The 13,617-nt window shown below is 66.7% G+C and carries 16 protein-coding genes and 1 pseudogene; 8 read left to right on the forward strand and 9 right to left on the reverse strand.

From position 1 onward, the window contains the following. Positions 1-116: pseudogene (locus H5V44_RS04990) on the forward strand (IS6 family transposase); the annotation flags it as partial. Positions 117-543: 427 nt separating this feature from the next. On the opposite strand, the gene H5V44_RS18075 reads toward H5V44_RS04990, so the two are convergent. The 5 genes from H5V44_RS18075 to H5V44_RS05015 all read right to left on the reverse strand — a co-directional run bounded on the left by H5V44_RS18075 (position 544) and on the right by H5V44_RS05015 (position 3,955). Next, positions 544-1,164, reverse strand: a complete 621-nt coding sequence (locus H5V44_RS18075; protein WP_221625597.1) for a tyrosine-type recombinase/integrase — start codon at positions 1,162-1,164, stop codon at positions 544-546. Positions 1,165-1,254: 90 nt separating this feature from the next. Then, on the reverse strand, positions 1,255-1,692 hold the full coding sequence (locus H5V44_RS05000; protein WP_185192043.1) for a helix-turn-helix domain-containing protein: 438 nt from the start codon (positions 1,690-1,692) through the stop codon (positions 1,255-1,257). 84 nt (positions 1,693-1,776) lie between these two features. Beyond that, complete coding sequence (locus tag H5V44_RS05005; protein ID WP_343067685.1) at positions 1,777-2,262, reverse strand: YeeE/YedE family protein; 486 nt, start codon at positions 2,260-2,262, stop codon at positions 1,777-1,779. Next, positions 2,259-2,786, reverse strand: coding sequence for a YeeE/YedE family protein (locus H5V44_RS05010; RefSeq protein WP_185192044.1), 528 nt, complete (start codon positions 2,784-2,786; stop codon positions 2,259-2,261). Before H5V44_RS05010 ends, H5V44_RS05005 begins: the two co-directional genes overlap by 4 nt. Then, entirely contained in the window at positions 2,786-3,955 is a 1,170-nt protein-coding gene (locus tag H5V44_RS05015) for an MBL fold metallo-hydrolase (protein ID WP_185192045.1), read from the reverse strand. Before H5V44_RS05015 ends, H5V44_RS05010 begins: the two co-directional genes overlap by 1 nt. Positions 3,956-4,177: 222 nt before the next feature. On the opposite strand from H5V44_RS05015, the gene H5V44_RS05020 reads away from it, so the two are divergent. From H5V44_RS05020 to H5V44_RS05030, 3 genes are read left to right on the forward strand one after another with little or no spacing between them, the layout of a single operon-like run. Further along, positions 4,178-4,420 (forward strand): sulfurtransferase TusA family protein, encoded by a 243-nt coding sequence (locus H5V44_RS05020; RefSeq protein WP_185192046.1) that lies wholly within the window; start codon positions 4,178-4,180, stop codon positions 4,418-4,420. Then, the gene (locus H5V44_RS05025; protein ID WP_394354503.1) at positions 4,417-5,031 is read left to right on the forward strand and encodes a DsrE/DsrF/DrsH-like family protein; all 615 of its coding nucleotides are present in this window, start codon (positions 4,417-4,419) and stop codon (positions 5,029-5,031) included. Before H5V44_RS05020 ends, H5V44_RS05025 begins: the two co-directional genes overlap by 4 nt. A gap of 4 nt (positions 5,032-5,035) precedes the next feature. Further along, positions 5,036-5,800: a DUF2270 domain-containing protein gene (locus H5V44_RS05030; RefSeq protein WP_185192047.1), complete on the forward strand. Its 765-nt coding sequence runs from the start codon at positions 5,036-5,038 to the stop codon at positions 5,798-5,800. A gap of 237 nt (positions 5,801-6,037) precedes the next feature. On the opposite strand, the gene H5V44_RS05035 is transcribed toward H5V44_RS05030, so the two are convergent. Further along, a complete protein-coding gene (locus H5V44_RS05035; protein WP_185192048.1) occupies positions 6,038-7,483 on the reverse strand; it encodes a methyltransferase in 1,446 nt (481 codons plus the stop codon). Next, on the reverse strand, positions 7,480-8,283 hold the full coding sequence (locus H5V44_RS05040) for a prephenate dehydrogenase/arogenate dehydrogenase family protein (RefSeq protein WP_185192049.1): 804 nt from the start codon (positions 8,281-8,283) through the stop codon (positions 7,480-7,482). The genes H5V44_RS05035 and H5V44_RS05040 overlap by 4 nt, the downstream gene beginning before the upstream one ends. A gap of 273 nt (positions 8,284-8,556) precedes the next feature. Between H5V44_RS05040 and H5V44_RS05045 the strand changes: the two genes are divergently transcribed. Then, on the forward strand, positions 8,557-9,060 hold the full coding sequence (locus tag H5V44_RS05045) for a hypothetical protein (protein WP_185192050.1): 504 nt from the start codon (positions 8,557-8,559) through the stop codon (positions 9,058-9,060). A 72-nt stretch (positions 9,061-9,132) separates the two neighbouring features. Here the strand turns inward: H5V44_RS05045 and H5V44_RS05050 are convergent, their stop codons facing one another. Together H5V44_RS05050 and H5V44_RS05055 are read right to left on the reverse strand one after the other, a co-directional pair. Further along, entirely contained in the window at positions 9,133-10,320 is a 1,188-nt protein-coding gene (locus tag H5V44_RS05050) for a M24 family metallopeptidase (RefSeq protein ID WP_185192051.1), read from the reverse strand. A 413-nt stretch (positions 10,321-10,733) separates the two neighbouring features. Beyond that, positions 10,734-11,738: a right-handed parallel beta-helix repeat-containing protein gene (locus tag H5V44_RS05055; RefSeq protein ID WP_185192052.1), complete on the reverse strand. Its 1,005-nt coding sequence runs from the start codon at positions 11,736-11,738 to the stop codon at positions 10,734-10,736. Between the two features lie 203 nt (positions 11,739-11,941). On the opposite strand from H5V44_RS05055, the gene srp19 reads away from it, so the two are divergent. The 3 genes from srp19 to H5V44_RS05070 all read left to right on the forward strand — a co-directional run bounded on the left by srp19 (position 11,942) and on the right by H5V44_RS05070 (position 13,615). Then, positions 11,942-12,223: a signal recognition particle subunit SRP19 gene (gene srp19 / locus H5V44_RS05060; RefSeq protein ID WP_185192053.1), complete on the forward strand. Its 282-nt coding sequence runs from the start codon at positions 11,942-11,944 to the stop codon at positions 12,221-12,223. Between the two features lie 2 nt (positions 12,224-12,225). Beyond that, positions 12,226-12,453, forward strand: a complete 228-nt coding sequence (locus tag H5V44_RS05065; RefSeq protein ID WP_185192054.1) for an H/ACA ribonucleoprotein complex subunit GAR1 — start codon at positions 12,226-12,228, stop codon at positions 12,451-12,453. Positions 12,454-12,553: 100 nt separating this feature from the next. Next, positions 12,554-13,615 (forward strand): presenilin family intramembrane aspartyl protease PSH, encoded by a 1,062-nt coding sequence (locus H5V44_RS05070; protein ID WP_185192055.1) that lies wholly within the window; start codon positions 12,554-12,556, stop codon positions 13,613-13,615. Positions 13,616-13,617 lie beyond the last annotated feature (2 nt).

Genomic DNA, 13,617 nt, shown 5'->3' on the forward strand with positions numbered 1-13,617 from the left:
GAGAAGTAAAACGACGAACCTCTTCATTTTCAAATACGTTCAGTCACGTGGAGCCGACGACAGCAGAATCCTGGCTCCAAGCCCTCGCTGTCTGGTGGAATCGATGCCAAAGTTAACGCGACCGTTTCGCCTATGTGCGTGGTTATGCCGCCCTCCAGCACGTGCAGCGTTTCGTCCGTATCTTCGTGAACGTGCATCGGTGTCTTGTGGCCCCCCGGCTGATGCATCTCGACCACGGACCGACGGCCATCGGTCTGGTCGCCGGTGACGACGACGTAGGCCAGATTATCGAGGAACTGGTATGTCGGTGCCTCCTCTCTATTTCCGACCGCTGGTTCGGTGAAATCGGACATACTCCTGAGTATATCTACCAAAAACTAAATTTTTCGCCCATTTTCCCGTCGATGGACTCACGCTCTGTATCGGGCACGCCATTCCAGAAGAGTAATTGAGGTGTGTCTATCGATGATGGACTCGGCGCAGCGCATCAGCAGTTGCGGTCCCCGAGATACGGATATACTTCTGCGCGGTCGCCAAATCGCTCTAACCCATTAGTGCCTGTAACGGTACGGGGGACACACCTTTGTACGCGTGATAGCTAGCTGCCGTCGCCCGCAGACAGTGTAGATAAACGTGACCCTCGATTCCAGCTTCATTTGCGGCAGCTTGCGGCCGTCTATTGACGGTTGATCGTGAGCGGGGGAACTCATCGTATCGAGCGGAGAAGCGTTCGAAACACAGCTCCAGCCGGAGCGAGAGGTCAAACGGGATGAGTCGCGCGGACGCGACGGTCTTTGGATGCCATCGGGACGTGGCGGCATCTGCTAGAGACAGGTCTTCGTTGTGTTCGGCTTCCTGTCTGGCCTGCCGGTGGCAGTATCCACACTGGCACGGTTCATATTGTGGAATTCGAATCGTGCGCCGATCCCAGTTTATCCAGGTCGTCTGAAGATGTGCGATTTCGCCTGCTCGCATCCCAAGTCGGCCTGCGGTGAGACAAATGAATTGGGCCTCGAAGTCGTGCGGTTCCGGAAGTTCCGAGCAGGCCTCCAGAAGAAGTTCGAATTGCCGATCCGTGAGAACATCTTCGTGAGTGTGTCGGGTAGTTAGTGCTCTGCGGTGCCGTTCCGCCCACTCGGTTCCCGGTTGGTCGTGATGAGACACCTAAACCTATCCTCATCCTATGGAAACGGTAGTATCGTCCGAGTGTGCTGCATAGAAAGCCCGCATCGGTCATCAAGGACACCAACGATATCAACGAGATTGCTGCATATCGACTGGCGCCGCGGACGCATCGGTGTCTCCTCCCTGCTCATCGACCGTAGTGTACTTCTCGCGGAATTCACCGATGAGCTGACCCATCTTCGCGTAGAAATCGTTGAGCGTCCGCTGCATCGCGTCGGCGATCTCGTCAGCATCGCGAGGAGAGAAGACGTGATAGTAGCTCCCGCCCTCCTGACTGACCTGTTCTCGCTCCACGATATCGGCCTCCTGGAGGCGCCGCACAGAACGATAGGCAGTCGTCCGCTCGCGGTCGATCTCGGCAGCGACCTCGTCGACGGTTATGGGCTCGTCGGCCTCGACGAGCAGCCGGAACACCTCCTTGTCCAGATCGGAAAGCCCGTGGAAGCAGTCTAGGAGGTTCTCACACTGCATCTCCTCCTGGAGTAGTTCCGCCATCGCGTCAGGCATAATTATGTGTACTCACCGCCGGGACAAGAGACTGTCCGTGGTGGACGTGGGAGCCAGACACCGGCAGCAGCCGAACCGGGGACGTCAGTCCGCACCGGGAATCCCCTCCGCTCCGCGTCGGTCGGCGAGCACGGAGCGGGCGTACCCCTGCGCGTATGCACCGAGGAACATCCCACCGATGGCCCAGAGAATCGGCCAGTTACCGACCCCGAGGCTGGCGTACGCCGCGCCGGGACAGATACCGGAGAGCCCCCAGCCGACGCCGAAGATGGCGCCGCCGACGAGGACGTTCCGGTCGAGCTGCTTCACGCGCCGGCCGTAGGCCCGGCCAGTCAGCGGTGCCGTCCCGCGGAGCACGTCCGCGCCGAGCGTGAACGTCACGGCCGAGACGGCCGCGGCGCCGCCCATCACGAACAGCAGCCCGAAATCCTGGAACTGGAGGAAGTCGAGCACCACCTCCGGCCGGGCCATCCGGCTCACGCCGAGGCCGAAGCCGAACAGCAGCCCGCCGATCAGGATGAGCCCGTGGAACCGAGCCCCGCGGCCATCTGGCCCGGTCTCGTCGCTCACGGGACCACCCCCAGCGCCATAACGACCTGTGCGGTCCCGGCGGCGACAACCAGGAAGGTCGCGACGTTGGTGACGCTCGTCCCCGAGAGCGAGCCGACGCCACAGACCCCGTGGCCCGACGTGCAGCCCTTCCCGACGCGGGTGCCGACCCCGACGAGGACGCCGCCGACAAGCAGCCGCCACGGCTGGACCGCGGTGGTCCAGCCACCGGGGCCGATCGTCAGGGCGTAGGCCGCTGCACCGAGAACGATGCCGAGCGTGAACGTGAGCCGCCAGTCCCGCGAGGCGAGGTACTTGCGGCGGTTGAACCGCGGCAGCCGGGAAGTGTACGACAGCGTCGTCTCCAGGAACGTCGACGCCCCGGCGGTGATCCCCGTCCCGAGATAGATGACCGCGACGCCCAGCCCGATGAACAGGCCGCCGAGCGCGTACGAGACGACGCCCTCGGGGAAGAACGCAGCCAGCCACGGAAAGGTCTCGACGAGTGGGCCGGCCTGCAACAGGACGCCCTCGAGCCCGACCATCAGTCGTCGGCCTCCAGCCCGCCCGCGCTGGCAGCACAGTTGTTCGGCCCGAGTTCCATCGTCAGTGCCTCCGTCCGGTCGGTGTCGGCACGACCGAGATTGGTGTCGATGATGGTCTCGTAATTGGCCGGGCGAGGCGGCATGTCCGCGAGCACGCGGTCGACGAAAGTCTCTCGGGCAGCCTCGAGGATGGGCAGCCGCTCCCGGACGGTCCCGAGCGTGGCCGTGTACGTCCCGTCCGCGCACCGGGGCGTGCCGTCGCTCGCGTGGGCAGGTGCTATGACGACATCGTCGTCCAGTTCCAGAAGCTCCTGTAGCGTCTCGTACAGCTGCCGGGCCGCCCCGGGAGCACCGTCGTCACCGTCTTCGAGGTCCGGACGGGCGACGCTGTCGACGAACAGGCCATCGCCGGTCAACAGCACCCTGCCGTCGACCAGCAGCGAGGTCATCCCGGAAGTGTGGCCGGGCGTATAGAGTACCTCGATCATCGTCTCACCGACGATGATCGCATCCCCGTTTGCGAGTGTCCGATCCGGATCGAACGTCGTGCCACGAGCCACTGCAGGCTCCGGGAGCATCCCCTCGCTGCCGCGTGCGGAGAGTTCCCGGACACCGGAGATGTGGTCGGCGTGGATGTGCGTGTCGACGGCCGCGACCAGTTCCGCGCCGAGCGCGCGGGCGTCCTGCTCGTACGTGTCGACGAATGCCAGGAGCGGGTCGACTACAACGGCCTCGTCACCGGCCACGACGAGATAACCGAGACAGCCACTCGACGGCCGATGATACTGCGCGACGGTCGCGTCCGTGTCGACAGCGAGTTCGCTGTAATCGTAGAGGTCCGCCCAGCCGCGCATCCCGCGGTCCAGGCTGACCGCGTCGACGCCCGCGTCGGCCAGTTGCTCGACGATCAGCTCGCTGGACTCGCCTTTCGCACAGACGACCACCAGCGGGCCCTCGGGGAGGTCCGCCAGGACGGACTCGGGCACACCGTCCAGTAGCTCGTAATACGGCACGTTCAGGTACTCGATAGAATCACCGTTGATCCGCCACTCCTCGGCCGTATCCGGGGCCCGAACGTCCAGAAGCCCGATCGATTCTCCGGCTTCGATGCGCTCGCGGAGTCGCTCGGGAGCTATGATATCGGCCGTCGTGTCGATTGCCGTCGTCATCGGCAGGAGTTTTGCACTCGGAGTACAAAATTCTTTGCAACTGTCGTGCAATCCTCTTGGATTCCATATGATCCGGGATGCACTTTTGAGCCCTCTGGAGCAGCGATGGGGTTGTTGAGCGGTACAAGGTGTCGGCGTGAATCCTGAATCGAGTGCCTCCCGACCGAATAGCTTTTCACATAGAAAGCAAGATTGCATAACAAGCCCAATACGGGTGCTACTATGACAGACCACGAGATCACCGAAACACTGGACGCGAAGGGGCTCTCCTGCCCGATGCCGGTCGTGAAGACCAAGCAGACCATCGACACGCTCGCTGCCGGCGAGACGCTGGAGGTGCTCGCTACGGACGCCGGGAGCCTGAGCGACCTTGCTGGCTGGGCGGACACCACCGAGGGCGTCGAACTGCTGGACCAGGTCGACGAGGGCGACGTCTACCGACACGTCGTCCGGAAGACCGCATGAGCTCAGAGATGGACGGCGGTCCGACCGGTTCCGAGGCGGGGGGTAACACTGCCACCGACCGCACGGAGGCGGAGCTGGTCGACCGAGTCGAGACGCTGCACGAGCGTATCGATGACCTAGAAGCCGATCTCGAGGCCGCGACCGACGATGGGCCGAAGCGGATGACCATCATCGCAACGAAGGGCACGCTGGACATGGCGTACCCGCCGCTCATCCTGGCGTCGACCGCGGCCGCGTTCGGCTGGGAGGTGACGGTCTTCCACACGTTCTGGGGGCTGGAGATTCTCCACGAGGAGCGCTCGAAGGAACTCCAGCTCTCCTCGGTCGGGAACCCGAACACACCGATGCCGAACGCCTTGGCGGCGCTCCCCGGGATGGATCGGCTCACGACGACAATGATGCGCCGCAGCATCGACGACGTTGGGACGCCCACAATCGAAGACCTCGTCGACACGTGTCTGGAGATGGGCGCGGACCTGCAGGCCTGCCAGATGACCGCGGACATGATGGAGTACGACGAAGACGCGTTCTACGACGGTGTGACGACCGGCGTGGGCGCCGCCTCTGCGCTGAGTGAGATGGTCGAGGCCGACATCCAGCTGCTGGTGTAGGCGGATGCCGACCAGCAGCACTGGCACGCCCCGAGAGGAGGCATCCGCCGACGATGGTGACATCCCGGCTGCAAATCCCGAGGCGGGCACAGCGGAGCGACCGGACCCAGCCATCGGTCAGGGGTTGCTGGATACCGAGATGGGACCCAGTTCGGCGATGGCACACCTGTACCGTGGTGAGATCCACCGGATGAAGTTCTGGCGCGAGCGGCTCGACCGAACGACCAACTGGGCAGTGATCGTGCTGGCGGCCGTCCTGACGTGGGCGTTCTCCACCGAAGGCAATCCCCACTATCTCCTGCTAATCGGCAACGTCGTGCTGGCGACGTTCCTCACGATCGAGGCACGCCGCTACCGAGCGTACGATATCTGGCGAACCCGCGTTCGGACTCTTCAGAAGGAGGTCTGGGCGGCCGGACTGGATGGCTCGGGGCCGACGGATTCCGACTGGCGAGCTCGGTTAGCAGACGACTATCGGGAGCCGACGGTAAAGATCACCACCGAAGAGGCGGTCGCACACCGACTCCGCCGTATCTACCTCCCGCTGTTCGCGATACTGAATGCGGCATGGGTCGTCCGGATAACGGCGTTCGGAACTACGAACTGGCCCCGGAGTGCCGCGATTGGGATGTTACCTGGAACCGTGGTAACGGTCGCTGTCGGCATCACACTCCTCGGAGCTATCGGATTGGCGTTCCGGCCCCGGACATGGCACGCTTATGCGGAACTTCGGACCGAGGAACTCCGGAGAGACGACGCGGCCGACTGATCTCTTGCTATGCTACAGGGACGTACCCAGGAGATGAGAAACGTCCCTGCAGCACCCACCCTCTCTATTCAGCAGGCAGTTCCTGACAGATCCTGAGTAGATGACAAACTGATATGATACAGCGTTCGTCTGTGTTGACTGATTCCTGTGTAGTGCGCGAAGTCTTCTATGACGCCCTCGGTACAGTAGTTGCTTGCCTCGATCCGCGGAAGAAGATTCGCTACGACAACGACTCCCTTATGCCACCCGCTCGACGACCGTCTCGCGGTCGACCACCAGGTTGTACGCCCCCTCGTCGTCGTTCCACAGACAGAGGGCGTTCTCGAAGCCCAGCACGTCGCCGTAGTCCGCTTCGAGCAGCGCCCGGTTCAGCGGGTCGTCCGCCGTCGAGACCGCGTAGTGATCGACCGCCTGACTCCCGTCGCCGACCCGGAACAGGGGGTTGGCGTCGGCGTCGTCGGTCAGATCGCGGCTCAGCTTCACCGCCAGCAGGTCGATCCGGTTGGTGACGTGCCGCTCCATCTCCGCCATCTTCGCGTGGCGGTCGGGGTTCGCACGGACCGGGGTCCGCCGCTCGCCGTCGGGGCGGAGGATCGTATACGAGAACTTGACCGTCTCGTTCGTGAACGTGCCGTCGCCGGGGGTCCGGTCGGTCTCGGGGTCGGGGTCGCCGCCCTCGTCCAGTCGGCGCTGAAACGCCGGCGCCGCGACGTCGGGGCGGCGGTCGAACGACCACCCGCGGTCGGTCGGCGCCGCGCCGGGCCAGAGCCGCAGCGTCGGCGCGTAAACCGCGACGCCGGCGTCGGGGGTCGCAAGCGCGCGCTCGACCTCCCTGAGCCCGATGCTGGTGTTGCGGTCGGCGGGCGCGAGCGCCACGAACGAGCCGTCGGCGGCGACGCTGTCGAGGTATCGGGCCGCGACCGCCTCGGGGTCGTCGAGTTCGCTCAGGACGTTCGCGAAGAGGACGAGGTCGAAGCCGCCCTCGCCGTCGGTGACAGTCTCGGGGTCGAACGACTCGGCGGTCTCGCGGTGGGTCGTCGGCCGGAAGTTCCGGCCGGTCTCGCCCAGCAGCCGGTCGAGCACGTCGGCGGCGGCGGAGGGCTCGACCGCGTGGTAGTCGACGACCGCATCGTCGGGGAGGTAGTCGTGAAGCCCGAGCGCCGGACCGCCGACGCCCGCGCCGACGTCGAGCACCCGGAGCGTCCGCGGAACTCGACCCCCCTCAGCGAGGTCGTCGAGGACGTAGCCGATCGCGGCATAGTAGTTCGGGAGGTGATAGGTCGCGTACGCCAGGGCGGTCTCGGCGTCGTACTCGACGTCGTTCCGGCGGTAGTAGTCCGCCTTGAGCCGGGTGATCGTCTCGCGCAGGCGGTCGCCGCTCTCGCCGCGGTGCCAGTTTGCGCCGTGGCGTTCGACGAGGAGGTCCTCGACGGCGAACGCGTAGGATTCGGGGAACGAGTCGGGCTCCCAGCTGGGCTGTGGCGCGGGCTCGTCGTCGACTGGGACGAACGTGCCGTCCGCCCGCTCCCGGAGCCCGAGGTCGAAGGACTCCTCCCGGAGGACCTCGCGGACGACCGCCGGGTGGGGGCTGCCGCCGACGTAGTCGACGAGCTCCTCGGGGTCTATCGGGCGGACCTGCCGCAGGTACTTCGCGGTGTCGCGGACGGCCTCGCGGTCGATCACTCGGCGGCTCCCTCCGGCTCGCCGGCGCCGTCGGCGCTCCCGTCGTCCCGCGTCCGAGTCCGGTCGGCGCCTGCGCCGGCCTCCTCGTAGAGCCGCTCGAACGCGTCGCCGTCGGCGTCGGCGACCCGGCGTGCGGCGTCGGCCACTGCGTCGGCACCCTCGAAGGACTCCTGTATCTCCCGGTACACCTGCGGGGTGCCGCCGGTGACGGTCTCCACGAGCTCCGACAGCCCCCGCGAGACCGGCGTCGCGAACTCCTCGCGGACGTCCGCCGCCGCCAGCGCGTACGCTAAGATTGCGGTGTGGGCGCCGGCCTGGACGGTCTCCATCGCGGTGTCGTGTTCCTCGGGGTCGGTCTCGAAGGTGCGGTTTCCGGCGGCGTCGACCGCCTCGAGCACCTCGTCGGTCACCGGTCCCGGGGCGTCGCGGACGACCGCGACGTTCCCGGGGGCGTTCTCTGGGGCGAAAAGCGGGTGGAGGCTCACCCGTTCGCGGTCCGGCAGGTGCTCGCGCATCGCCGCCACGGGCCCGGCCATCACCCCGGTCACGTCGAACATCGCTCGGGAGGCACGGTCCGCGTGGGCGGCGACCGCCTCCCCGGCCGCGCTGATCGGGACCGCCAGACACACCGCCCCGAACGTCTCCGGGGAGTCGACCGCGACCGTCCGGCCGCCCACCGCGTCGGCGGCGTCGCTCGCGGCGGCCGGGTCCCGGTCGGCGAAGGCGACGTCGAACGCCGGCGCGAGCGTCCGCCCCGCCCACCGTCCCATCGCGCCCGACCCCACGACGAGTGCTTCCATTGACATCGAATACGCGCCGCCGGAAGCAAAAGGGGTTCGATGCCGCGACCGGCGGGTTCCCGCCGGCGACGACGGGGACACCCACGACCAGTTATCGATTCTAATAATACGGTGCCAGCGTTTAACTACGGACGGAGAAGCCCTCGGAAACGGAGGCAACTGAAGGTCAACTCACAGGCCGAAACGCGGGGGACACGGTCCCGAAACGACGGGCGTGGGGGAGGGAGGGAGTGTCGCGCGCGTGTTCGCCTTCCGATCGAACACACGATACGTATGAAGTTTCCAACCGTCCCCGGACGGGACGCGCACGGTGCCCGTCTCAGGTTGCCCGACGACCTCGACGGCGAACAGACGCTTTTAATCGTCAGCTTCCACCACCGGCAGCGCTCCCTGGTGGGCTCCTGGCGGCAGTTCGCGGAGGAGCTATCCGACCAGTTCGATCACTTCGCGTACTACGAACTCGTCGTAGGCGGGAGGTCCGGGATAATGCCGCCGACCGCCAACGGCGGGCTATCCCGGACGAGCGCCACGCGGCGACAGCACGACAACACCGTCCGCGTCTCGGTCGACAAGGCGGCGTTCCGCCGCCGACTGGGAATGGTGGGCGAGCAGACGATCTACGCGTTCCTCCTTGAGGACGACTACGTCGTCCGCCGCGAGGCGGGCGTCCTCACGCCGTCGGCCGCGGAGGCGCTCGAGCCGCTGCTTGAATCGTACCGGAACGCGAAACACACGCCCCCGGCCAGCACCGGGAGCGCGGGCGAGTCGCCCGGGTAGGTCGCCGCCGGGAAAGGCGTCCCCTCGATCGGAAACTCCCGACCGGCGCGACGCCCGACACCGCGCCGGCGGTCACACCTGAAGTTCGACCGGATAGTCGGTCAGATTCTCGTAGCCGTCCTCGGTGACCACCACTAAGTCCTCGATCCGGACGCCGCCCACCGACGGGTCGTAGAGCCCGGGTTCGATGGTGATGACGTGTCCGGGCCGGAGTTCGTCGCCGTCCGGAGCGACCCGCGGTAGTTCGTGGACGTCGAGGCCGACGCCGTGGCCGGTCGAGTGGATGAACCCTGTCTCCGTCGTCGGGTCCGACCGGAGCGTCGGCAGCCCGGCGTTCTCGTAGACGTCACAGACGGCGTCGTGGACGGCCGCGCCGGTCGCGCCGGGTACGACGGCGTCGAGTGCGGCCTCCCGCGCCGCGTCGGTGCGATCGAACCACTCGACGAGGGTTCCGTCGGGTTCGCCCTTGCAGAACGTCCGAGTCATATCCGCGTGGTAGCCGGTCGTCTTCGACCGCGGGAAGATGTCGACGATGATCGGTTCGTCGGGGCGGAGCGGTCCGCTGCCGCGGTTGTGGGGATCAGCGGCGTCGGTCCCGCAGGCCACGATCGTCTCGTCGAGTCCGCAACCGTGTTCGAGCAACGTCGACTCGATCTCGACTTTGACCCGCTCGCTGGTCAGTACCTCGCCGTCGTGGCGGAGTACCGCGCCGTCGTTGTCCGTCTCGCCGACGTCGGCCTCCCGGAGGAGTGTCTCGGTCGCTCGCATCGCCGCCTCGTTGGCCCGCTGTGCCTCGCGGACGTTGTCGACCTCCTCGGGGGTCTTCCGCGCGCGGATCTCGGTCACGACGTCGTCGGCGTCGGGGGTGATTCCGAGGCCGCGCTCGCGGAGCCGGTCGGCGGGGCCGAGCGGGAACCGGTCGGGGGTGGCAACGCGTTCGACGCCGAGATCGTCGAGCCACGCCGCGACGACGCGGGCTTTCGCCGCCGCGGCGCCGTGTTCCGACACCAACTCGCGGTAGTCGTAGTCGGCCAGCCGCGAGACGTCGTCCGCGCGGCTGGCGGTTTTCGCGCGGCCGAACTCCAGCGCCGAGACGAGGATCGCAGTCGTCTCAGGGGTGTAAACGGTCGAAAACGGGTCCGGGGCGTCGAACCCCGAGAGGTACCGCTGGGTGGAGTCCGTGCCGTCGGCGTCGACGAGGTAGCCGTCGACGCCGGCGTCGTCGAGGTGGTCGGCGAGCTGCGAGAGATCGGGATCCATACCTGCTTCTGTGGTGCGAGCGGATAAAGTCCCACGGCCCGCGCCGATGCTCACGTCGGCGATCGTTCCGACCGGTCGTCAGTGCCGCGGCCCCGGTGGGCGGCGGTCCGGACGATCAGTTGTTGCCGTTCCCGTTGTTACCGTTGCCGCCGCCCCTGTCCTTCTTTCCCGGCGGGGTCCGGAGGAACGGCTCGGCGGTGACGTTGCCCACGATGTCGCTGCGCTCGTCGTCGTCGGCGTCCTGATTGAACTTCTCTCTCGGGACCCTCGGCGCTTCCCCACCAGTTGTTCTCCGCGTCGACGACGGGAGCCGGGACCCCTCCGGCGATCCCGTCGTCGGTCCCGTTCCGGTTGTTCATACTGTTGGCTATAACTACGTGAAGATTTTCGACACCCCGGAGTGTCGAAATCCGTCACGGGACTATGGCCGACAGTATCACCCCGACCGCGACGAGGAACTGGTTGGCCCGGACGGTCAGGCCGCCGCCGTCGCCGTCGATCTTCACGGCCTCCGGGAGGATCGTCTCCTCGCTCGTGATGTCCTCGATCACGTTGTGGTTGACGACCGTGTCCTCGGTTTCCGGCGACGCGATGTTGATCCCCTGGGCGAACGTGAACCCGAAGTCGACGCCGTCGTCCGGATCCGAGTCGGTGTCGTCGGCCGCGACGAGGTCCCTGATCTCGTTGTTGTTGATGTCGACGCCGTCGGTCTCGTGTTGGACGACGATCCCGAGCGGCGCGATGTCGCTCTCGACGTCGTGGATCGTGTTGTTGTTGACCGTCGTGTTCGTGAGCGTGCCGGGATCGCTGTTGTCGGCGTCGAAGAGGATCCCGTTGACCGTCGGAAACCCCGAATCGTCGGTCGTCTCCCGGTCCAGATCCGTGATCTCGTTGTTCGTGATCGAGATGTCGTCGTGGTCGCCCTGACCGACGATGATCCCGGTCACGCCGAGTTTCCCGGTGGGCCCGACGTCCTCTGTGGTGTTGTCCGCGATCGCTGCGTCGTCGTGGCCCCGACCGACCTTGATCCCGAGCGGTCCGTCGGGGTTCGTGACGGTGAACCCCTCGACGGTCACGCCGTCCGCCTCGATGCTGACCGCGGCCCCGGTTCCGCCGTCGCCCTCGATTGTCGGGTCGGCGTCGGTTTCGATCGTGATGCCGGCGTCGATCACGATCGGATCGTACGTCTCCGAGTCGTCCACGACGATCGTATCTCCCGACTCGGCGTCGTCGATCGCAGCCTGGAGCGCGTCGCCGCCGCCGGTTACCGTCGTCTGCGCCGCTGCGGTTCCGAGACCGAGCGCCGTGACTCCGGCACCGACGTCGATGCTCCGGAGGAGCCCGCGTCGGTCGAACGTCGGTGTCGGGTCCTCTGATCGTGTCGACGTCCCGTCTCCCGCTGTCGGTTTCCCCGGCATAATGTAACCTCGTCGGTACCTGACGTACTCCCTGGATACGTGTGCGCTACTTGTACAGCCTCCGGACACGGGGAATCGGGGCCGCGCCGCCCGTCGCCGCCCCGCGGCTACCGTAAAAAGCACTGCCGGAGCGTCCCCCGCGGCTGGACCGAACGGACCGCCGGACCACAACGGTATTACGCGCGCGCTGCCGTCGTTCGACTATGGCTGTGGAGAACGTCGTCTGGCCCCGCTACATCGACGCCTCGGTCTCCCGGGGCGACGGCCGACGGGTCCCACTCGAGGACGCCGTCGAGGAGCCGACGGTCGACGAGATCGCACAGGCCGTCCAGCAGATCGGCTACGACGCGGTCATCGAACGGGAGATGATCCACCCGCGGGAGTGGGAGCCCCGGGGACGCGTGCTGGTCCAGGGCGCGGAAGATTCGACGAAGAACGACCTCGTGCAGGCGGTCGCCGCCTATGTCGGGATCCTTCGAGGCTAACGATGCAACGGCTCGGGACGGTCTCGCGAACGGCGCAGAACCTCCTCATCGTCCGGTGCGACGACTCCGACCGCCCCGATATCGGCGCAACCGCGGTCGACGAGTCGCTGTCGCGGGTCGGCCGCGTCGTCGACGTGTTCGGCCCCGTAAGCCGCCCGTACGTCGCGGTTACCCCCGCCGAGGGCGTCCGGGCCGCCTCGCTCGTGGGCGACCGGCTCTACGCGAAGTAGCGCGGCAGCGCGATGCGGCCCGAGGGTGGACGAGCGCGAACGGCGGACCACACGCTCCCGAAACACAACCCCCATAGTGTGCGGGTCGTAACGCCCGGGTATGCGAAGACGCGTCGCCGCTGGCGTCGGGTTCGCCGCGTTACTGTTTCTCCTGATACAGTTGGGCGCGTTGGCGCTCGTTCCGACCTTCTACGCCGAGGGCTACCAGACGGTCGAGGACCCCTCGGATCCCACCAACAGCCTGATTTACATCGGCGCGATTCTCGTCGCAACGGCGGCGATGCTCGCGGCGTTCAAGTTCGACCTCCAGTGGGTCGTCCGCGGGTTCGTCGTGCTCGCGACCGCGTCGCTGTCGTGGTACGTCTTCTCCGTTTTCCTGCCGCCGCTTCCCGCGATCGGGGCCTCGGTCGCCGTCGCCGCGGCGCTCCTCGTCTACCCGGAGTGGTACGTCATCGACACCGCCGGGGTGCTGATGGGTGCGGGCGCGGCCGGGCTGTTCGGGATCAGTTTCGGCCTGCTGCCGGCGCTTTTGTTGCTCGCCGTGCTCGCCGTCTACGACGCGATCTCCGTGTACGGCACCGAGCATATGCTCGACCTGGCGGCCGGCGTGATGGACCTGAACCTCCCGGTCGTGCTCGTGGTTCCGACGACGCTCTCCTACTCGCTTCGTGATTCCGCGCCCGACGTGGGGTCCGGAAACGACGGGGCGGAGACCGATGGCGGCGACGGCGACGCCGATGGCGGCGACGGCAGTAGTGCGGACGGTGCTGACGAGCCATCACCCGACGACGATCAGTCACTCGACGGCGACGACACACAGTCGCCGGACGGCGACGCCGCCGAACCGGCGGGGGAGATCCGCGACGCCCTCTTCATCGGGCTCGGCGACGCCGTGATCCCGACCGTGTTGGTCGCCAGTGCGGCCTTCTTCCTTCCGTCGTCGCTGACACCGTCGCTCGGCGTGCCCGGGCTCCCGGCCCTGACGCTTCCCGCCCTGACCGCGATGATAGGCACGTTCGCGGGGCTGTTCACGCTCCTGTGGATGGTGCTGAAGGGGCGGGCCCACGCGGGGCTCCCGCTCCTGAACGGCGGCGCGATCGGCGGCTACCTCCTCGGCGCGCTCGCAAGCGGCGTGCCGCTGCTGACCGCGCTGGGGCTGTGACC

The organism is Halobellus ruber (assembly GCF_014212355.1).
Lineage (GTDB): Archaea > Halobacteriota > Halobacteria > Halobacteriales > Haloferacaceae > Haloquadratum > Haloquadratum rubrum.